Below are 20,124 nucleotides of genomic sequence, written 5' to 3'. Positions count from 1 at the left end.
CTAAACCTAAGGTAATGCATTGTATGACTTTTTTGTTGACTTCTGCCTTGATTATAGCGGGTTACGAATCTTTATCTGAAAAAACAAGAGCAGTTTTTGAAGACTCTATCCCAGGGAAAAAATTTTCTCAAGTAGTTCAGAGTATCTTAACCTCATCTGACGCGTTAAGAGCATCATCAGGATTTTGGCATAAGCTGACCGGATCGGCAGAACAAAGGAAACGAGATTTCCAAATTCAATTGGAGCTACAGAAAAAAGAGTTACTAGAAGCAATTAATTCCACTGTTGAATATCAAACTATTCTTATGCACATTACTCATGCAGTACTAGCCCAAGAGATAGAAGAGTTTCAGTTATTATCAGAATCACAGCAGCAGTTGCTCTCCAATGCTGAGTTTTCAAGAAAATTAGTCGCGACTCTTACTCAACTGAATCCCCAAATTGAGAAAGAAAAACAAGATAGGGATAATTTGAGTTTATGGTCAAAAATAAACGGTACTTATGCCTCTCATGAAGATTATATAGATCAACTGCAAACAGAAAGGGATGAGGCGATTCAGCTTTGGAGCACTGAGTTTCTTCAAAATCCGAATATGACCTCCCTTAGAGAAACTATTGAAGACCACCAGAAAAGAATTCACCAGAATCAACTAGAGCAACAGCGTTGTTCTTTACTGGAGCATGCAACACAATTAAGTAGATTTTTTCCCTTGTTGAATTACCGTAAGTTTAAAGCAGAGGAACCCGTCATCCATCAGCTACAATCCAGGTATTTGGTTGCAGAAGAGATAACGGAAGAACTAGCACGAGTTGATGAGGAACTGTTGGCGGATTTACTGTATTTTTGCATGCAGCAAATGAGCGAAATTGAAATTGACTTTATGAATCTTGAAGCGTTCAACAAAAAACATGCTAATCGAATAGCTCAGGCAGTTCTTAAGGCGTTTCATGATAAAACTACCTTAAATTTGGATGGGTGGTTTAAACATTATGAAAATAAACTGCATAAGCACATAGTAAAACAAGTACAATTAATTCATGGAAAAAAATGGGAAATGCAGCCAAATGGAGTGGCCGCAGATTTAATGCAGTCACTGTCCTATTTATGGAATAACCAAACTGTTAATCAAGTCAATGAATTTATAAGTAAGATGGCCGTTGCTCATGGGTTCATCCAGGCCACCAGCTTTTCTACCCAAAATGAAAGTTCTTTTTTAGCCATACTCGACCTATATAACTATGCGCGACATCATGAACAAATTGCTGAAACTCGATCTATATTGACCAATTTGTTGAGTCCTTTATTGCCCTTATATGAAGAATACAAGGACATCGCCTTTTATGAAAAAAATCCTTATTGGAAATCGTTCAGAACCATTATGCCAATCCTTATTATTGTTGCTTTTATTATTTTAATTGCAGTTATTTTAGCTCCTTTGGCTTTACCTGAATTAGCTTTTACAGCAGCTTTTATTCCTGCTTTAATAATTGGTTTAGGACTCGCTACCAAGTATGTTTCCATTAAAAATGAACTATATAAAAATGTACGTGAGCGATATTACGGTGGTTTTTTTGAAATTCCTGAGTTTCAGGTTAATGCAAGAATGCTAGGCGCATTTGGTTCTATGGAAAATGCCTCTAAAGTGAGAATTTTTTATATCGAGGGAATAAAGAACTGTGATGCGCTTGAACAGGTTTATAGCGCGAAACGCGAGCAAGGGCTTCTGAGTCAGGAAGATATTGAACGCAGAAAAGAAAATAGAATTAAAAGACACCAGCTTTGTCTGGAATGGTACGATATCCATAGTAATAATGATCTTAGTTACCAACAAGCTCCATTAGTTGTTTTAAGTCGTTTAAAGCAAATCAGTGATCAGGAATATCAACAATTACAAAACAGTTTACAGGAAGAACTTGCATCAATAAGTCAATCTGTTGCTAAAGTCACTGTTGATCTAAAAAATACCATTATTAATCACAATAAAACACCTGATATTGAACCAGGTGGAGAAATAGAGGCTACAACAATTAAAGCAAACTATCGACATGGATTGTTTCGTCCGCCGAAGTGTTTAAAGCTTAAAGCTCATGTAGAAGAGCTCGAAGAATTTCGCTCACAAATAAGTTCTGCAGCAGCTTGAGTATCAATATATACTCGTGTTTTTTGTCTGTATAGTATATTAAAAATTAGAGAATCATAAAGGGATCTACGGAAGGATCCAGGTTTGCTATATATTCTGCCCTTTTAACTAATTCATCTCGGGTATTTTCTCCAAACAATCGTGATATCACATATAAACTCATGTCAATTCCTGCGGAAATTCCAGAGGAAGTAATCACCGAACCATCATCTACCCAACGCGCTTTTCCAATCCAGCTTACATTAGGGCCTTGTTCTGCTACCCAGTTAAAAGCTAATTTATTCGTTGTGGCTTGGTGACCGTCCAGAACACCTGCCTTGGCAAGCAATGCTGCACCAGTACACACAGACAACGTGAGATCAGCAGTAGCAGAACGAAATTTAATCCAGTTGAGTAAGGGTTGATTAGAAACCTCTTTTCTGGTCCCTTTACCACCAGGAATTAACAATAAATCGAGGTGAGGTGCATTTTTCCAATCAAATTCTGCAAAGACAGCTTGGCCTTGAGCGGATTTGACTAACCCTCGTTGTTCGGCAATCAGGGCGATATTAATAAGATCAGGCAACATGCCAAACATTTCTAACGGTCCGAAGACATCTAATGTTTCAAATTCGGAAAAGAGCAAAACACCAAGAGTTTTTCGAGTTGAAGGATTCTGGTTCATATGAATGTTCTGGTGGGTACTGTAAGCAATAAACCAGTATTAATTATCCAAAGCAGTGATGCAAGTGGCAATTGTAATTCATAAGCTGTATGGTGAAATAAGGTAATAGAGTTAAATTAACCCGTATTCTACTAGCATTGTCTTGTTCGGTTTTCTTCTCAAGCTGAAATAATCACTTGAGAAGGAGGGAGTTTACGGTATTGAAAGATTGCGTACTTTAACAAAACCAGGGAGTATGTTCTCTATTTTACATGTTGAATATAATTAATTAAAAGAGAACTAGGGGCCAAGAGGGCTTGGCAAGGGTGGAAACTCTTCCTCATAAGCTAGTTCATTAGGATTAAAAAAAGGAACCATTGAAAGTTTCTTGTAGGAAAAAGAAGGTGAAGTTGATTTAGCACCAAGTTCTAGAAGCAGATTTTCTGCTAATTTTTGGTAATTATTATATTCCTCATCAAAGAGATAATACTCTTCAGAAAACCGATAGTATTGAGTCATCTCAGATGCTCTTTTTTTTTCTAACTGCTGGCGGAAGCTCTCTAAAAAAAATTGCTTTAAAGAGTTCTTAACAGCAACTTCAATTATAAATTTTGAAGTACTATCATAACAAGTATGGGGGTAACATGCAGTAACTTGTCTTATAGACCTAGAGGGTTTAATTGTGTCATCTGTTATTTCTTTGCAAGAAATATTGATTTCAACCGTAATTTGGCCGTCACAATAAGACAATCTTTGAAACTTATTTTTTACTTCACGATTAATTAATATCTTCATTCTTCCACTCTCTATTACAGATTATTCAGGAAAAGATCAGGTTAATGATTAATATAACCTTCAACAAAATTATCCACCTTTTTCTTAAGTGACGCGATGTGTTGTCCGCATTAATCGATTCTTCTGGAAGAATATTTTTAAAATAATACTTGACGAACTATCTACTGATAGATAGAATGGCAGGTATGAACTATTCATTAACACAAGAAAGCATTCTGAATGCTGCAGAGAATTTAATTCAAAAACGGGGTTACAATGCCTTTAGTTATAAGGACATTGCGGCAACTGTAGGAATTAAAACCTCGAGTATTCATTATCATTATCCCAGCAAAGAAGATTTGGCTATTGCTGTTATTAATTGGCACTTACAAAGGATAGTGATCAGTCTGGAGACTATAAAAAGACAACAAGAATTAACTACCAAGCGCAAGATTTTAGCGATGATCGATGCAGTTATTTCATTAACTTTTGGCGATGAAAAGAAGATGTGTCTTGGTGGAATGCTTGCGTCGGACGCTTTATCATTACCAGAGAGCGTCCAGAGCAAAGTCAGATACTTCTTCAATACACTTTATAATTGGATTGAAGAAATTATGACTGAAGGGAAGCAATTGGAAGAGGTTAATTTATTGTACCCTATTGATAGCTATGCCCATCTTTTGATCTTACAAATAGAAGGGGCTTTATTAATGTCACGCTTGTATGGTGACATAACGCATATTAATTTGGTGAAACAATTTATAAATCATATAATGTAACGTGAGTTATGGATAAGGAACTCAGATTTTACCATGCTCCGTTCGGCCTGAGGAGGGCTTTAGCCCGTCTCGAAGGCTAGGCACTGGGCCAAAACCCTTCGAGACGTCGCTAAAGCGACTCCTCAGGGCGAACGGATCGAGGTAGTGACTGGGTTTAATAAGCTTCTTATCCATAACTGACGTTAATGTACTAATTTTTTTAATTTATTTATCTACCTTCCAGTAGATAGGAGGCCCTAATGAACATCAAAAATATTTTTAATTCAAGTCTGCTTGGTTTAGGCCTTGTTGGTTCCTCAATTGCAAGTTCAACTGCACTGGTTGATGATCTGCATCAGGCAACGATTATTCAACTTAAAGCAAATGCAGGGCAAGAACTAAATCTTGCTGATTTTTTGAAAAATGGAGCTGATATAGTTCGTGAAACAGAACCACAAACACTATTTTGGTTTGCTCTTCAGGGAGAACATGAAACTTTTGTTATTTTCGATTTTTTTCATGATAATGCAGGAAGAACAGCTCATTTCTCCGGAAAAGTAGCAGCTGCTTTGCACGAAAATGCGAGCACTTTAATAAATGGTGGTTGGGATAAAGGCGTGTTAGATAAGGTCCAAAACTCTGAAGTTCTTTCTACCAACGACTATCAACCGGATACAGTTCTTAAAGCAACTAAAGCCAGCTATATTGTTTTAAAAGCCCAACCCGGAAAGGAAAAAGAGTTGGAAACTCTGCTACGATCGGCTGCAAGTATCATCAGTAAAACAGAGCCTGAAACTTCATTTTGGCTGGCATTAAAACTAAATGACGCAACTTATGCCATATTCGACACCTTTGTTGATGAAGCGGCAAGGACCTTCCATTTCAAAGGAGTTGTTGCAAGCACACTTAAAAATAAGGCAAGTAATTTAATTGCAGGAGGATGGAAAAATGGTGTTTTGAACAATATTCATCACTTTGATATTCTTGGGAGTGCTTAAAAGATCACCGTTTAATCTATCGAAATCCCGCGCTTGTTCTGAATACATTCTCAGGACTTGTCCGCGGGAAGATTGACGATTTTTTTGTAATATTTATGTACCACAAATAGAGAGTAACAATTTGGCTAAAACAATTAACAACAAACCCTGACATTCAGACTTCAGCAACTATCAATCAGTTTAAGTGAATTAGGGTTGAATGCCAAACCATCCTCCTGTATCCCCACCACCCCAACACCCCTCATCATCACAATTAGGTATTGTTTTCGCACACAATAGCTTAAACATTGGCTCAGCACTGATATCTTTTCCTTGATATCCATCGGGTTGGCAAACACGTGAAATATATTGACCTTTGACCCTGATTTGTCCCATGACCGAAATGCTGGGAGAGACACTGTATACTCCGGTTTTATGAGAGTAACACGCGATATAACAGCCAGGTGCTTCAGTGTAACTGTTATCAGTAGGCAGCAAAACTTTTACTGCTCCGGGATAAGGTTGATTAACGACTGCTGAGTTGTTGATAACATAAACAGGATAAGGTGAAGGTAATAAATCTTTATTGGCATTTAACAGTGATAAGGGGCCATCAAGAGCAAAACTTTGAGTAATAAATGCAAGTGTCATGGGTCACGATTACTAGCCCACCCTCTGGCCACTCAAAGTAGCCCACTTAGGGTAAATTTTTTTAACTCACTTGTCATCTACTAAATTAAATTTCGGTATAAATTTTTTCCTGTATGACTCCCCATCAAGAACAATTCGATAAGCTTTATTTACGATACGATCTAATGCTGCGTTTGCCATAACCGGATCATAAAATAGCTCCATCCATCCTTCTATTTTACGGTTAGTAGTTATAATTAGCATAGAGTTTACATGGATAGCTGCTATTAAATCATACAGATCAGTGGACTGTTCTGGCGATAATGCTTTCAGCCCGAAGTCATCTAAAATAAGCACATCGTATCGTGAGTAACGTTTAAAAAGCGCAGTCCATGTTTCATCCGCTCTTGCTTGGTGGAACTGATTTAACAGTTCATTCGCTCTTATAAAGCAGACTTTTTTATGTCGTTGACATGCCATTAGACCCAGGGCTTGAGCCAGGTGAGTCTTTCCGGTGCCAACAGGTCCCATGATGATGACATGGTTTTTTTCTTTGATAAACTTCCCTGTCATCAGGGTGCGGATGGCTTGTGTGACTTGTGTTGAATATCGAGCCAGTTCAAAATTTTCAAAACACTGAGGCTCCTCAAATCGAGCTTGCCTTACACGCCCAGCAAGCAATTTTTGTTGACGAGCCTCATCCTCATCCTGAAACAACATTGAGAGCAACTCTTCATAAGAGAGGGACGCTGCGCGAGCCTGTTCTACTCTTGCTAGCAGTGTGTCTGGGATCCCTGTCAAACGTAGTTTTTTTGCAAGCTCTAACATATTGATATCACTCATAATGAGCCTCCATCGTTGAGCTGTAATCACTTGCTGCGCGAATATAGGCAAAGTTCTCATGATTGGCCGAGCGCTTAGTGGAGAATGTTCTCGTGTCTTTTTTATCCAGGCCTTCCGTGAGGATTTTTTTCAATGATTGATGAGTATAATTATCAAATAAAATCGCGCGTAAACATGCATTTTCAAGGCGCTCATTACCGTATTCCTCAACCAAGCGGATGATAGCCTGGGCTTTTCTTAAGCTCGTTCTAGAGCCTTCAGCCAGTACCTTTGTGACCATTTCCTCCGTTGCCTGACCAATTGCTTTGGCCGCTTCAATACAAACGCCAGCAGTATTTTCTAAGTAATACTTTGCAGAATTATGGTAGTCATTGGGATCCGTTTCCCACTGTCCACGCCCGTAGTTACGAATATGGGTCTTAATCAAAGCATGATTCACATAGGCCTGAACGGTCTTCAAGCCAACTCTAATTTTAACCTTTGTCCCGATATGTATCGTTGGCACAGAATAAAAATTACCAGCAACAACAAAATGATGGTCACGATGAACTTGAGCATCCATCCAAATGGGCATATCAAAAGCGCCTGCTGGCAGTGGGTTTAATAAATTAAATTCTTCATTTTTAAATACGTCAATTGGCTTTTCACCAGTGGTACTGCAGATGACGTGCGATACCTTATTAGCGCACCAATCACGTGCAAAGGCGTTCATCGAGGCCAAATCATCATAGGTTATCCCCGCGATAACCTGTTCTTTTACCAATTGAACACTACGCTCAACCTTCCCCTTGTGCTCGGGCGTTCGAGCCTTCGCCGGATCGGCTATAAAGTCATAAAAGCGAGATAACTCTGCATAGGTTTCATTGACCGTTGGATCATAAATATGTGCTTTAATAATTCCCGATTTCAAATTGTCTAAAAGAATGCAGTTGGGCACGCCTCCAAAAAAATGAAAGGCATTGATATGGCTTTGCGCCCATGATTGCTGATTTTGAGAATGTACAAACTCAACATATCGATACCGACTATGTGATAACGTCATAATAAAAGCGTATGTTTTTTTATTATTGATAAACCCAACAAACGCATAGTCAACTTGTGCTTCATGCCCAGGCTTTGTTAACAAATGTACCGTAGCCTTAGGCAACGAGGGGAAATGACGTTCAATATAACGACTAAGACTTCTTCGACTGCTAACAAGACCATTATCGCTTAAAATTCGGTGTATCTGCATATGGGTAATCCACTTCTCAGTGAGGAGTGATGCTATTTTTTCGTGATGCGCCTCAAGTTCTTTTTCTGATTTATTGGGTCTGTTGTTGGCTGTAGTATTAACGATTTTATTATGTATCTGCAAAGCGATAACTTCGAGCTCATCATTGGAAATATCCTCCTGATAACCCAAATCCTTGGCCATTGAAACGTACTTGCGTATGCTCATTCGTGAAACGCTTAGAGACTTTTCAATATTGCGTTGAGTCATCCCTTTTTTGTGCTGATATAGCACCTCTCTAATTTCTGCCATTGTTTTAATCCTCATCTCATAACAAATCCGTTAGTTATTGGTAATGACCAAACTAACACTGTTTATTTGCTACTCAAAGTGGGACTCAGAGATGGCCATGGAGTGGGCCATTAATCGTGGCCAAACCCGACCTTTAGTGGGCTAGTAATCGTGGCCCATGACATCCCTCTGTATTGGTTGAGCAACCATTACAAATTTTAACCGTAATAGGTATTATCATTATAGGAAAGTCAATCGCAGCTTTTGTGCTTGTTCTTGCTTTTCGCTATCCAATACAATCAGCACTAATCGTGTCTGCAAGTCTGGCACAAATTGGTGAGTTTTCATTTATCCTTGCTGAGCTAGGGGTACGTTTAAAAATGCTTCCACAAGAAGGGCAAAGCTTTATTCTTGCAGGCGCGTTGATATCAATAGCCGTTAATCCTCTCATATTTAAACTCATAAATCCTATTCTTATCTGGATGAGATCTCATCCACAATTAGTTAGTTTTCTTGAACGATCAGACGATCCATTGGCTGAATTACCGATGACAACTAAAGAAGAGTATCTGTCAGGACAAGTGGTTTTGGTAGGGTATGGTCGCGTGGGAAAGCATATTACTTATTTGCTATCTGAAAAAGCCATTCCTTATGTTGTGGTTGATGATAATCGGGAACTAATCATGGATCTGCGAACCGCCGGTGCTCATGCAGTGTATGGAGATGCATCCAAACCAGCCGTACTGATTCAAGCCCATATAACTCATGCCAGTATGCTCATGATTGCCATATCAGATACTGTCCATGTAAGAAAAATGATTCGATGTGCGTATCAACTTAATCCAGAAATAGAAATTATCGTTCGGACACATGATGAGGAGGAAGCAGTGTTATTACAGAAAGAAATCACCGGAAAAGTATTCTTTGCTGAAGGAGAAATCGCTAGAAATATGGGGGAGTACGCATTAAATCGATATGGTAAATCATGAAACTACTACCTGACAAACCTGTCGTTTATCGGCCCAACTTCACTTAGAAGCGATTTTCTTATCTTAAAATATTTTTGTGGCCTCCAGGTCAAATAATGCATCATTGATGCACTACTCCCATTTTACACTGTAGGAATAATTGTGCCAGCGTACTTCAGCAGTAGTGTTTCTTGATATTGAAGTCACTCCTGCTGGAGTTCCTGTATAAATAACATCCCCTGATTTTAAAGGGAAAAATTGGCTAATATAAACTATCAAATCTTCTGGTTTCATCATCATGTCTGCCCCTTTAGCACATTGCCGAGGAGTGCCGTCAATAAGCAACTGAAATTCAGTCTCCATATAGTCATTAAATTGATTATAGGGAATCCATGGACCAAGAATAGCAGCATCTTTAAATACTTTTGCTGTAGTCCAGGGATGGCCTTGTTTTTTTAGTTCAGATTGGCGTGTTCTTAAAGTCATCTCTAGACCAAGAGTAATGTCTGAAACAGCGCTTTTAGCTTCTTCAGAAGTCATTCTATACCCATCATTAGCCATGCGTAACACAATTTCGCACTCGGGCTGCACCGCAGTGTCTTCAAAAGGAAAGTCAAGATGGATTTGTTCACCCCAATTGGAAGCTTGTTTAAGAACACTTGCTGGCTTTAGAAACAATACGGGTTTTTCTGGGACTGCATCTCCAAGCTCTTTGGCATGATCAAGATAATTTTTTCCCACACAAATTATTTTATCAACAGACATTAATTGTATACCTTATGGAATTAGACGTTAGCAGTATGTAGCAACTATACTTACCAAAAAATGCTAGAATTAACCTAATAACACAAGATGAACTTGATGTAATAGCAGCCAAAATGAACCGGTGTCCTAGAAAGTGTATCGGTTATAAAACGCCCAATGAACTGTTTATACAGTAATATAAAAATGATTGTCGCATTTGGAGTTAAAATTCGCCTTATTAACTGCGCTGTAACTCATTGATTTAATTGGTGCCCAGGGCCGGAATCGAACATTGCCGCAACACTTTGATTTTAAATAATATAAATAATAAGGACTCAAATCTTACCCAAGATCTTACCCAACGTAGGGTATGATACCTTATTTGAAGAGTTACGAAAAGATACGAAATAGAACGATGCTTAATCTTTAGTTGAACCCAATAGATCTGTACTTTTTAACACCTTAAAAAAGTAACCCACCGGTTTGAGGATACTCTCTGAACATAGCCTTGGTGGGTTTTCTTAACGGCACTATCGCTTATTTTGGTATTTTTTTCAATCTTAGAAAAGCTACGTTTATAGCGAATGAGGGATTACTGAATTAAAAGTGCTCGGCTGCTTTAGAAAAAATATAGGCTATACTTTACATAACAAGGTAAAAATATGGTATATTCATGGTTAAATCGTGTATAAACGCCATTATTTTAAGTAGGTATAAATGCATTCATCTATGAGTACTGCTATGAACATGTCGCAGCCATCATTATTTAGGACGATTCCTGAAAAAGACTACCTCCATGTTTTTAATGAGGGCACAGTTGACGGGCAAAAGGTTGTTGTAATATAGGCGCGGTTTTCTGGACACAAAAAAAGGTTTTTTAAGAGCTATTCTTCTTAATACAAAGAGGAGAATAAAATGTCTAAAAAGCGAGCTTATTATACGGCGGCCAAGAAGGCAAAAATAACGCTAGCTGCGATTGAGGGGAAACTCACACAAGCGCAAATTACCAGTGAATACGGTGTTCACGCAACGCAGGTAAAAACTTGGAAGCAATCGGCCATCAAAGCCATTAACGATTTATTCTCTGGGGCTAATGAAAAAGAAGCCAAGTCCCAAGAGCAGCTTGTTGAGGCATTATATCAAGAAATTGGTCGACTTCAAGCGCAGCTATCTTGGCTAAAAAAAAAGCATGAACTTTAGTCTGGATGAAAAGCGCGTCATGATTGATCCTCTTGCCGAGCTCACCATTCGTGAACAATGCTTGCTATTAGACTTGCCTGTTTCAAGTTATTATTATAGTGCCAAGCCCATTTCTGTCGAAGATGAAGCGCTTATGGCGCTACTTGATGAGCACTATCTGCAGTATCCATGTGAAGGTAAAATTAAGCGGGCAAGATGGCTGTCAAAAGAAGTAGGCTATCCTGTTGGTAAACGTCGAGTAAAAAAGTTGATGGAAATGATGGGGTTATCGACTGTTTACCCAAAGCCAAATACAAGCGTTCCCAATAAGGAGCATGAGGTGTTCCCTTATTTATTAAAAGAGGTGGATATCACCAAACCAAATCAGGTTTGGGCCGCAGATATCACCTACATCCGCATGAAAGGAAAGCATGTGTATTTAGTAGCTATTATGGACTGGTATAGTCGTTATGTGATTGGATGGGCTATTTCACCTACTATGGAGGCTGAATTTTGTATTGAGGCGCTTAGAAACGCTTTGCTGCATTCGCGTTGTGAGATCTTTAACACGGATCAGGGTTCTCAATTTACCTCAAAAGATTGGATAAATACGCTAAAATCTCACCACATTTCTATCAGCATGGATGGGCGAGGACGTTATTTAGATAATATATTTATCGAGCGATTGTGGCGTAGTGTTAAGCAAGAAAAAATCTACCGGTATGATTTTGATACAATTGAAGAGGTTGAGCTGGCCTTAACGGAGTATTTTGAGTATTATAATAACCGAAGGCTTCACCAGTCCTTTAATTATTTAACGCCCGCAGAGGTGTATTATGGCCGGAAAAGACCATAAACCCTAAATGAGAGCGTCATGACTTACCCACAAGGCCCACAGGCCTATACGAGAAAGTGAAGCTCTCCTGACCTGTGGACTTGTGGATAAGTCATTCTGATAGAGTTGTGGTAAAATGACCTAAGACAATTCGTAGTAGCAATCACTATTCATACGGTATTGAGTAGGTTTAAATAGGTTAATTTGAGTGAATTTTTAACTATAAATGATGGATGAATAGCTCTTATTTTTCCTTAATTTTGTTCCAGACATGCGGACCCATATCACCATTCTTAAACATATAAGCATACTATAGATATAAGTTGATCTAGACAACTTTAAAATGTCGGTATTGGGTGAAATTGCAAATGCAAGAGGATTGGATAAAGTTTCTTATTTTAACTATGTAGATACGCTTCAAAAGGCTTTACGTGATACTACTAATGCTTTATCCGCAAATGAACGTTTTACAAACAAACTGAAACAAACTCAAGAGGCGCAGCATTACTTGGCAAAATCTTATGAATTAAATCGTCGTTTGTATAAGCAAGGAATTCAAAACTATGTGGATATGTTAAAAGCTAAAATTATTTTAGACAGGATCAATATCACTCTTAATGAGGATAAGCTATTGCAATTAATCACTATTGTAAGTCTATACCAGGAGTTGGCAGGTGGGTATCGAGCTGACGAACCCTTGCCTGTTACTGATAACCACTTTATCTCATAATAAAGAATTTTTTTGAAAAATCTTAAATTTAATCAGATAGGTATAAAACTTTTAGACACTAGAGAGTAATAAGTACGAATAAAAATGATTAATTATTGCCCATATAGTATAATTAAACTAACTTATGTGCAAGGATGTAATCATGAACAAAACCATTATGGCTGTATTAATATTGGTACCTGCAACATTTTTGACTGGCTGTGTTACTCAGAGAACCTCCTATTCTTCCGGCTATAATAGTGATTATTTATATAAACGGTCAAATTCATCCACAGGTAATTTAGGGGTGGTGAGTTATGGGCTTGATTTTGGAAAAGGTTATGGGATTAACTATGGGCCTGATGATTATGGGAACGGCGACTATGCGAATTGTAAATATGGAAATTGTGATTATGCGTATCACTATGGAAATAGTAACTACGGTTTAGGTTATGGGAGCGGTGATGATAAATTTGTTGACTATGATAGCCGCGGACGCTCCTATAGTAAGAGATGGAGGCGACCTGTAGGAGTGGACAGATGGCATAATGGTACTAATGGGTGGTATTCGGGGAGTAGATGGCACGAGGGTGTCAGAGTACTTAACCGATGATATTTTAAGGAAGTTAGGGCTTTCAACCCTACCCGAATCACTTAAGGCAGGGTTAAGGGAGTAAAGAACAATACAACACTCCATCTTAGCTAAGCCCAGCAATATAAAACGGAATATTTCTCAAGATAAATCCAATTAAGTATAATTAATACACAATAATGACCCAAGGATCTGCTCATGAAAAAAACATTGATAACTCTATCAGGTTTGTCTCTCCTTTTTCTAACTGGTTGTGTTACGAATACCCGCGATACGACTGCCCATAACAATTATATCCATTCAGGATATCGTGATTTTAATTCGGATGGTTTGAGTGGTGTAAGTTACAGACTTGGTTATGGACGGATTGGCTATGTATTAAATGATTATGGATTTGGTGGTTACGATGGAGGCTATTACAGCCGAGAATGGATCGGGCGTGCCTATAGATAGTGGCCACTATCTGGTTTTTAATTTAGTTGATAGGTATCATTGGCCACTTTTATTTTTAAGAGAAGATAATACCTATGTTAAAGAACGTTGTTGCGCAGTTTATAAGTAGTTTTCAATATCTCGATTCAAAAGGAAACCGCAAAGCTCTTTGGTATGAATTTTGGTATTCAGATGTTACAAAAGAGCGATTTACCAATACGACGTTAACAAAAAAAATTGAACAAGCAGCCCAAGAATGTTGCAATAAATTGAATGCGCTATCCACACAATATGCTGAAGAGTCGTTTGCTTTGCATCAAGAAGAGTTCTTTAACATAATTATAACTGCATTAAGTACAGTGCAAATACTGCGTTTCGATAGTGGAACTATAAAGACTGAAAATTACCAACAAGGACAACATCATATTTTGAAGCGTTCTTTGCACCCTAAGCAAGAAGGTCTTTTTGAAACTATGCTCATTAATGGTTTAACCTCAGTTCTAAAAAAGTACCCAGCATTATCTCCTGCTTTAGAACAGAAAATTTTAATCATTAAAGAAGCTAGGCCAGAACCATTTACTCTTTTACTTGAAACCATGAAAATCCATCAATATGGTAAATTTTTCAGTGTAGATGGTGAGCCAAAGACAATAAATGACGTACCACAGACTGTTCATGAAAAGCTATTTAGCAATAATATTTAAGATAGCAAGAGCAGAGTTCTCATGAAACTATCGCCGAGCCCCAAATTTGCTATTGATTGTAACATTATGGAACAAAGAGATTTATAATGAAAGCGGAACGAGAAACTCTGCTCTGCAAATGGAGATTAAGTCACGAAATAGAGACATTCAGTGCATGATGCCTTGATTGATTGCATGTTGCATCTTAATTTCCAGAGTGGTTAAAATGTACTAATTTAAATTGGTATTTTTCATAGATCGTGCCAGTCTAGACTGTTTTTTTAAATATTTTGTTGTTATTATTATCTCTAAAGTATATCTATTTATGCTTCTCTCTTGTGGGTAATTTTTTTTTACACTACCTGTTTTTTCCTAATTCAAAATCTATCTAAATCTAATTCCTTTCTGTATAAGGTGTATCATTATTTTATTATTCGTGCATTAGCAATAAGATATCCACATTTTCTGTGGATATCTCGTCGCTGTCGCGAAATGATTTGCTCGATAAATAATCGATGAGACTTGATTTGACGCACCAACATGTAACTTAAATCAGATCGAACCCAGCCAGCTCAATCACGCCCCTTGTATTGTCAATCAGCATCCAATTTTGACCCTCAAACCGCATCCAAAATTGACCCTCAAAAACATATCACATTGATTATTTACTTTACTGTTTTAGCTTCGATTTTTAAAGCGATAACTTTCATTTCCAGTCTCAACAATAGAGCAATGATGAGTCAATCTGTCCAGCATGGCTGCGGTCATTTTTGTATCACAAAACACCTTTGGCCATTCACCAAAATTTAAGTTTGTTGTAATGATTAATGATGTTTTTTCATATAATTTGCTAACTAAATGAAACAACAGAGCTCCGCCCGCTTCAGAAAATGGTAAATATCCAAGCTCATCCAGGACAATAGCATCAAAATTTTGCAGGCGATTAGCTAGCCGTCCTGTATTAACTTGTTTTTTTTCTTGTTCTAATTTGTTGACCAGATCAACAACATTATAAAAACAAGCCCGCTTTCCTTGCTTAATTAAATTAGTTGCTATAGCAATAGCTAAGTGCGTTTTACCAGAGCCCGTGCCACCCACAAAAATAATATTGCGCCCAGCATCAACAAAGCTCCCTGCGTGCAATAAACTTATTTCTTCTTCATTAACAGGATGTTGCGTAAAATCAAATTGGCTTAAATTACGATTGACCGGGAATTTTGCGACACTCAGTTGATAATTAATAGCACGCGTTTTGCGTGTTATTTGTTCTGCTTCTAATAGCATAGATAACCACTCATAATGAGTTAGTTTCACCAAAGGCTTCGACTCTTCATAGGCTAGCAACCTATCTAACATGCCTTGTAATTTTAATATCTTAAGCAACTCAGATAATTTAGTGAATGGCATGATTTGCTCCCGTTAAGAGTAAATTATATTTATGACAATTACTTGTGGGTTCTTCCTTTAAGATTAATCCAGCGGGCATTGTCGTTGCTTGAGGAAGTGCTGTAGGCCGTAATCGATGCAACGCATTAAGAATATAATCACGGCTAACCACCTGCTCTGTTAGCGCTAATTCACAGGCTACACTCACCGCCTCAATGCCATGCTCACTCATTGCCAACAGCACCTCAACGCATTCTCTGTCACCACCACGGCGCTTCATGAGAATGCTTTTGATTTTTAAAATGGCTGGTGGTAATTGCCAGTCTTTGAATGGAGCACCATTGCGTAATGCCCCTGGCTTGCGCTCCAGTAAAGGTAAATAATGCCATGGATTAAACAGTGTTTTATTGCGGCCAAAGGTGCGTTGGTGGCAACCGATGGACTCATTACCTGAAAATACCTCTATAGTTAATGCGTATATCCTGAGCGTCACCATCTGGTTGGCATAGGCACAATCAACGCTATAACGATTTCTATCGCAATGAATCAAGCAGGTTGAATGTACTAGAGTTGAAACTTCTTTATACCCATCAAATGGATGATTTAACGCTCTAAAATGAGTTCTTTCTTCTTGAAATACAGCGTCAACAGTTAGTTCTTGTTGTTCTGGGTGATGCCTTTTCTCGGCCAATAATTGGCATTGCTGCTGAAGATGTTCATTTAATAACGACAAGGTTTCATATTTAAGACGTGGTTTAAATACCCAGTCACGTACATTATCAACTTGATTTTCAATCTGCCCCTTTTCCCATCCGGCTGCGGGATTGCAGGCTGTAGGTTCAATTAAGTAATGATCCATTAATGCCAAAAATCGCCGGTTAAAAGCACGCTCCTTACCCTTGAAAACACTATCTACCGCCGTTTTCATGTTGTCATAAATACCTCTTAGCGTTAAGCCACCAAAAAATTTGAAGGCTAAATTATGCGCATCAAATAACATTTCTTGAGTTTCTCGAGGATATGCTACAAGAAAAAATTTACGGCTGTAGCTTAAACGAAATTGAGCTACTTTGATTTTTTGAACAACGCCTGCAAGCTCTACAGTTTCTTCACTCCAATCAAACTGATAGGCCTCTCCGGGATGATAGTATTGTGGAATATAGGCTTTTAATGACTCTCGACTCGTACAGCGCCATACTTTAACAAAACGCTGGACACTATCATAAGAACCGCAATAGCCACTTTCTTTTAGTTGAGTGTAGTACTTCATTGCACTACGGCGTTCCTTTTTCGATAACTTGTGGTCGTTGTTCAACCATGATACCAACGTCTCTTTGAAGATATTCAGTGCAGGTAGTGGTTGAATGGAGCGTTGATAATTTTTCCCAGACTTTTCTGCTCGGATTACCCGTCTAACTGTATTACGCGATAATCCTGTTGTGCGAACAATTTCCGCAATAGTTAATTTTTGCACATGAAACATGCGCCTAATTTTTGCTTCTGTTTCCATGATCAACATCCTCTAATTCCCTCTAGATTATTAAAATCTAGAGTACACGTTTTACTCGATTTTAGAGGGTCAAAATTGGATGCTGATTTACCCTAAAAGGGGGTCATTTTTGCATGCTGATTTACACCCTTGTATAACCGTTTTATAGGTGCTATTTGCATTATTTGCTGCAATATTAGTCATTTTATCAATTTCTGGACGTACCTCGCCTGAAAGATAACGAGTAAGTTGCCTTAAATTGAACCCAAATACAGCAGCATAACCAGCGCTTTTGGTGGTTTCATCAGATTTCATACGGCTTCTACCCAATTGACCTCCGTGTTTCGTGTGGCCAATCAAAGGCTCAATACCAGCGCGTCGATGATGCAATAATTGCCGAATTGGCCATGGTGTTGTTTCACGAGCCGCATTGAGCGTCCTATCAGGACGGGGTAATTGAATTTCAAGGACGCCTTTTTCAATCAATAGCTGTTCGTTGCTCAGTGAATAATACCCTTTATCTGTCGCCACAGATGCCAGCAACCCCTTTCCAAAAAGATGCTCATGTGTATTGAGCATCAGCGGTAAAGACTGAGCATCTGGCATATAAGTAGACGTGCATTCGCCAACAAAAAGAAAATTACCTCCAATACGTCCTAATTGATAGACGCGGCCAAACTGCACTCCTTTATTTAATTTACCTTTGTTAAAACAGCCGACTTCATAAGCATGCAATGAAGAGATCGATGTATTGATAATACCTTCAAAAAGATAACCATGTACATTCTGTAATAACATAGTCCCGCGCCAGCTCAGCGTCTCGACAGAACGGCGAAGCGCCCAATATTTACCCGATGCTAACTTAGCACCAAACAAATATAAATCATTTAAGATAGGCAGTACATCAGCATACGTTTCACGCCATAATCGCTGAAGTACCACGGATAATATACCCCCACCAACATCTTTACGTTTCAAATTAAAATAATACAGCGCGATTTGTTTTAAATTGCTTAGTCCAACGCAGTACTGTTTCATGCCACCAGAACACAATTGATTCAGTCCTTTTCCAACTTTTGACGCAAGGACAGCAACTTTAATCAATAAATTAGCGATTGCGGGATAGGCTATATTAGCTTCTTGCACAGTAGAGTCAATATCGAGCTCCGTAGGATTAGCATAATTCAGTTTAACCGCTTGTTGCGCTATCAAATTGGCAAGCCGTCGTTGTTTTTCAGGGCTTAATCGAGAACGAAACGTCTCGATTTTGGTATGGTCTGGCGCATGCCATTTCTTGATGAGACCATAACCACAAAACAGACGGAAGGCGGCATTATCACGTACCTGCTGCTCAGCAAACCTATCGGTTAAATTAAACATCTGCTGTAAGACATAAACCCCTAAATGAATACGGATTCGCAAGGGTCTGCCCATCCACCAATGTTTCTTCTCCGTGCGCTGTAAATCAGGCAATACTAATTGCAGCATCTCATCCCAGGGGAGTTTCTGAGCCAGCTTAACCAGGCGATGGTCATTACCGACTGTAATGGTAGCGGTGCCTCCTGTAACCGGCTCATCAAAGCCATTCACATCCAAGCTCATTGTTTGCTTACACCCTCTTTATCGTACTGTTCTTTGCTTCGCTACTAATTTGGCACATCTGTTACTGAAAAACATCAGATTCCACCACCAGATGGATAAGTGCTTTTTAAGCATGCCTTTTCGTAGGCGGTAGGTCTGGTAATGACTTAAAATCCCAAGATAAGAGTTGATGGAGCATAAAAAAGCCATCTGCTCTTCTTTGGTGGGTTTATGGTCTTTAACAACCTGGTTATGGCGCTGGATGGCCTCATAAAAATTCCCTTTGATGCGACGTCCGGCATGGATGCAGTGTGGTTTGAGCATCACTCCAAGAAACGGGACGCCTTTGCAGTAGTGCTGCAGGTATCGTTTACGCGGATGAAGCTCAAGTTCGAGCTCTTTTTGCAAAAACTGCTCCATTCGGGGTATGAGTGATTTTAAAAATGCATTATCTTCATGCACCAGAATAAAATCATCGACGTAACGACCATAGAAACGCACACCCAAATCGTGTTTGATGAAATGGTCAAAGGGATTTAAATAGAAATTGGCAAATACCTGGCTGGTGAGATTGCCAATCGGTAGCCCGCAGTGAGACCTGGCATAAAAAAGGCTCTTGTCTTTGGGAAAACCCTGCCAGTCGCGTCGTTTCCCCTTGATAAAGCAGTGGCTGGTTGGTTCATTTTGAATGACTTTGCAGGCGACCTCCAGGATTAATCCCTTGTCGGGCTGGTTATAATGGGTCTCGATAAAACAGCGAAGTTTCTCCCAGAGAATATGGCGGTTAATGCGGATGAAAAAACTTAAGATATCGAGCTTCAGCACATAGGAGTCTCTTTGGTAATTTAAAGAGCATTTGCGGATAAATTCGTCGGCACGCGCAATGCCCATGTGCGCGCCTCGTCCCTTGCGGCTCGCATAGCTATCATAAATAAAGGCTTTCTCAAACAGAGGATTCAATTGATTGATTAACCAGTGATGCACCACACGGTCACGAAAATCAGCAGCAAAGATTTCGCGTTTCACAGGCCTATCAATCACAAAAGCAATCGAGCGCCCAGGGTTCCAGGTGCTAGAATTGAGTTCATCTCGCAAAGCAATGAGATTGCTTTCATAATCCGTTTCAAAGCGGAGCGCATTCATGGTGTTGCGCTTGTTCTTGCGGCAGTCAAAATAGGCTTGAAATAAGGATTCCAATGACGCACCATAGTTCATACGGCTCTGTTCCTTTTCTATCAATAGTCTCATTCTAATAG

20 protein-coding genes and 1 pseudogene are annotated in these 20,124 nt (G+C 38.9%); 11 read left to right on the top strand and 10 right to left on the bottom strand.

Annotation, left to right across the window (positions count from 1 at the left end):
• Positions 1-23: 23 nt before the first annotated feature.
• Positions 24-2,141: a hypothetical protein gene (locus tag HRS36_RS10605; protein WP_173237289.1), complete on the top strand. Its 2,118-nt coding sequence runs from the start codon at positions 24-26 to the stop codon at positions 2,139-2,141.
• A gap of 46 nt (positions 2,142-2,187) precedes the next feature.
• Here HRS36_RS10605 and HRS36_RS10600 read toward each other — a convergent pair whose 3' ends face one another.
• Positions 2,188-2,805: a DJ-1/PfpI family protein gene (locus tag HRS36_RS10600; protein WP_173237288.1), complete on the bottom strand. Its 618-nt coding sequence runs from the start codon at positions 2,803-2,805 to the stop codon at positions 2,188-2,190.
• A 279-nt stretch (positions 2,806-3,084) separates the two neighbouring features.
• On the bottom strand, positions 3,085-3,579 hold the full coding sequence (locus HRS36_RS10595) for a hypothetical protein (RefSeq protein ID WP_173237287.1): 495 nt from the start codon (positions 3,577-3,579) through the stop codon (positions 3,085-3,087).
• A 185-nt stretch (positions 3,580-3,764) separates the two neighbouring features.
• Between HRS36_RS10595 and HRS36_RS10590 the strand changes: the two genes are divergently transcribed.
• Positions 3,765-4,337 (top strand): TetR/AcrR family transcriptional regulator, encoded by a 573-nt coding sequence (locus tag HRS36_RS10590; protein ID WP_173237286.1) that lies wholly within the window; start codon positions 3,765-3,767, stop codon positions 4,335-4,337.
• A gap of 239 nt (positions 4,338-4,576) precedes the next feature.
• A complete protein-coding gene (locus HRS36_RS10585; RefSeq protein WP_197933188.1) occupies positions 4,577-5,314 on the top strand; it encodes a putative quinol monooxygenase in 738 nt (245 codons plus the stop codon).
• A 189-nt stretch (positions 5,315-5,503) separates the two neighbouring features.
• On the opposite strand, the gene HRS36_RS10580 is transcribed toward HRS36_RS10585, so the two are convergent.
• From HRS36_RS10580 to istA (HRS36_RS10570), 3 genes are all read right to left on the bottom strand, one after another.
• Positions 5,504-5,944, bottom strand: coding sequence for a hypothetical protein (locus tag HRS36_RS10580; protein WP_173237285.1), 441 nt, complete (start codon positions 5,942-5,944; stop codon positions 5,504-5,506).
• A gap of 66 nt (positions 5,945-6,010) precedes the next feature.
• A complete protein-coding gene (gene istB / locus HRS36_RS10575) occupies positions 6,011-6,766 on the bottom strand; it encodes an IS21-like element helper ATPase IstB (protein WP_173235440.1) in 756 nt (251 codons plus the stop codon).
• The gene (istA, locus tag HRS36_RS10570) at positions 6,759-8,306 is read right to left on the bottom strand and encodes an IS21 family transposase (protein ID WP_173235442.1); all 1,548 of its coding nucleotides are present in this window, start codon (positions 8,304-8,306) and stop codon (positions 6,759-6,761) included. Before istA (HRS36_RS10570) ends, istB (HRS36_RS10575) begins: the two co-directional genes overlap by 8 nt.
• A gap of 230 nt (positions 8,307-8,536) precedes the next feature.
• Between istA (HRS36_RS10570) and HRS36_RS10565 the strand changes: the two genes are divergently transcribed.
• On the top strand, positions 8,537-9,259 hold the full coding sequence (locus HRS36_RS10565) for an NAD-binding protein (RefSeq protein WP_420814331.1): 723 nt from the start codon (positions 8,537-8,539) through the stop codon (positions 9,257-9,259).
• Between the two features lie 111 nt (positions 9,260-9,370).
• Here HRS36_RS10565 and HRS36_RS10560 read toward each other — a convergent pair whose 3' ends face one another.
• A complete protein-coding gene (locus HRS36_RS10560; RefSeq protein WP_173237283.1) occupies positions 9,371-10,003 on the bottom strand; it encodes a fumarylacetoacetate hydrolase family protein in 633 nt (210 codons plus the stop codon).
• 47 nt (positions 10,004-10,050) lie between these two features.
• Between HRS36_RS10560 and HRS36_RS19065 the strand changes: the two are divergent.
• From HRS36_RS19065 to HRS36_RS10530, 7 genes and pseudogenes are all read left to right on the top strand, one after another.
• Positions 10,051-10,179: pseudogene (locus HRS36_RS19065) on the top strand (IS30 family transposase); the annotation flags it as partial.
• Positions 10,180-10,897: 718 nt separating this feature from the next.
• Positions 10,898-11,182, top strand: coding sequence for a transposase (locus HRS36_RS10555; protein ID WP_173235475.1), 285 nt, complete (start codon positions 10,898-10,900; stop codon positions 11,180-11,182).
• Positions 11,172-12,017 carry an IS3 family transposase gene (locus tag HRS36_RS10550; protein ID WP_173235473.1) on the top strand — a complete coding sequence of 282 codons (846 nt, stop codon included), beginning with the start codon at positions 11,172-11,174 and terminating at the stop codon, positions 12,015-12,017. The genes HRS36_RS10555 and HRS36_RS10550 overlap by 11 nt, the downstream gene beginning before the upstream one ends.
• 331 nt (positions 12,018-12,348) lie before the next feature.
• Positions 12,349-12,726, top strand: a complete 378-nt coding sequence (locus HRS36_RS10545) for a TolC family protein (protein WP_226905454.1) — start codon at positions 12,349-12,351, stop codon at positions 12,724-12,726.
• A 142-nt stretch (positions 12,727-12,868) separates the two neighbouring features.
• The gene (locus HRS36_RS10540; RefSeq protein ID WP_173237281.1) at positions 12,869-13,318 is read left to right on the top strand and encodes a hypothetical protein; all 450 of its coding nucleotides are present in this window, start codon (positions 12,869-12,871) and stop codon (positions 13,316-13,318) included.
• A 177-nt stretch (positions 13,319-13,495) separates the two neighbouring features.
• On the top strand, positions 13,496-13,750 hold the full coding sequence (locus HRS36_RS10535) for a hypothetical protein (protein ID WP_173237280.1): 255 nt from the start codon (positions 13,496-13,498) through the stop codon (positions 13,748-13,750).
• A gap of 74 nt (positions 13,751-13,824) precedes the next feature.
• Entirely contained in the window at positions 13,825-14,433 is a 609-nt protein-coding gene (locus HRS36_RS10530; RefSeq protein WP_173237279.1) for a hypothetical protein, read from the top strand.
• Positions 14,434-15,090: 657 nt separating this feature from the next.
• On the opposite strand, the gene istB (HRS36_RS10525) is transcribed toward HRS36_RS10530, so the two are convergent.
• The 4 genes from istB (HRS36_RS10525) to HRS36_RS10510 form a co-directional block, all read right to left on the bottom strand.
• Positions 15,091-15,819, bottom strand: coding sequence for an IS21-like element helper ATPase IstB (gene istB, locus HRS36_RS10525; protein ID WP_173235816.1), 729 nt, complete (start codon positions 15,817-15,819; stop codon positions 15,091-15,093).
• Entirely contained in the window at positions 15,806-17,317 is a 1,512-nt protein-coding gene (istA, locus tag HRS36_RS10520) for an IS21 family transposase (protein ID WP_197933184.1), read from the bottom strand. Before istA (HRS36_RS10520) ends, istB (HRS36_RS10525) begins: the two co-directional genes overlap by 14 nt.
• 78 nt (positions 17,318-17,395) lie before the next feature.
• Positions 17,396-18,889 (bottom strand): transposase, encoded by a 1,494-nt coding sequence (locus HRS36_RS10515; protein WP_173237278.1) that lies wholly within the window; start codon positions 18,887-18,889, stop codon positions 17,396-17,398.
• Between the two features lie 18 nt (positions 18,890-18,907).
• Positions 18,908-20,107: an RNA-directed DNA polymerase gene (locus tag HRS36_RS10510; protein ID WP_226905453.1), complete on the bottom strand. Its 1,200-nt coding sequence runs from the start codon at positions 20,105-20,107 to the stop codon at positions 18,908-18,910.
• Positions 20,108-20,124 lie beyond the last annotated feature (17 nt).

The organism is Legionella antarctica (genome assembly GCF_011764505.1).
Taxonomy (GTDB): domain Bacteria; phylum Pseudomonadota; class Gammaproteobacteria; order Legionellales; family Legionellaceae; genus Legionella; species Legionella antarctica.
The sequence above is the reverse complement of the archived record's forward strand: the minus strand, read 5'-3'. Positions and strand labels throughout refer to the sequence as shown.

Coding starts and splice junctions, on each gene's coding strand:
- HRS36_RS10605 (WP_173237289.1), top strand. CDS start 24: ATGACTTTTTTGTTGACTTCTGCCTTGATTATAGCGGGTTACGAATCT.
- HRS36_RS10600 (WP_173237288.1), bottom strand. CDS start 2,805: ATGAACCAGAATCCTTCAACTCGAAAAACTCTTGGTGTTTTGCTCTTT.
- HRS36_RS10595 (WP_173237287.1), bottom strand. CDS start 3,579: ATGAAGATATTAATTAATCGTGAAGTAAAAAATAAGTTTCAAAGATTG.
- HRS36_RS10590 (WP_173237286.1), top strand. CDS start 3,765: ATGAACTATTCATTAACACAAGAAAGCATTCTGAATGCTGCAGAGAAT.
- HRS36_RS10585 (WP_197933188.1), top strand. CDS start 4,577: ATGAACATCAAAAATATTTTTAATTCAAGTCTGCTTGGTTTAGGCCTT.
- HRS36_RS10580 (WP_173237285.1), bottom strand. CDS start 5,944: ATGACACTTGCATTTATTACTCAAAGTTTTGCTCTTGATGGCCCCTTA.
- istB (WP_173235440.1), bottom strand. CDS start 6,766: ATGAGTGATATCAATATGTTAGAGCTTGCAAAAAAACTACGTTTGACA.
- istA (WP_173235442.1), bottom strand. CDS start 8,306: ATGAGGATTAAAACAATGGCAGAAATTAGAGAGGTGCTATATCAGCAC.
- HRS36_RS10560 (WP_173237283.1), bottom strand. CDS start 10,003: ATGTCTGTTGATAAAATAATTTGTGTGGGAAAAAATTATCTTGATCAT.
- HRS36_RS10555 (WP_173235475.1), top strand. CDS start 10,898: ATGTCTAAAAAGCGAGCTTATTATACGGCGGCCAAGAAGGCAAAAATA.
- HRS36_RS10550 (WP_173235473.1), top strand. CDS start 11,172: ATGAACTTTAGTCTGGATGAAAAGCGCGTCATGATTGATCCTCTTGCC.
- HRS36_RS10540 (WP_173237281.1), top strand. CDS start 12,869: ATGAACAAAACCATTATGGCTGTATTAATATTGGTACCTGCAACATTT.
- HRS36_RS10535 (WP_173237280.1), top strand. CDS start 13,496: ATGAAAAAAACATTGATAACTCTATCAGGTTTGTCTCTCCTTTTTCTA.
- HRS36_RS10530 (WP_173237279.1), top strand. CDS start 13,825: ATGTTAAAGAACGTTGTTGCGCAGTTTATAAGTAGTTTTCAATATCTC.
- istB (WP_173235816.1), bottom strand. CDS start 15,819: ATGCCATTCACTAAATTATCTGAGTTGCTTAAGATATTAAAATTACAA.
- istA (WP_197933184.1), bottom strand. CDS start 17,317: ATGTTGATCATGGAAACAGAAGCAAAAATTAGGCGCATGTTTCATGTG.
- HRS36_RS10515 (WP_173237278.1), bottom strand. CDS start 18,889: ATGAGCTTGGATGTGAATGGCTTTGATGAGCCGGTTACAGGAGGCACC.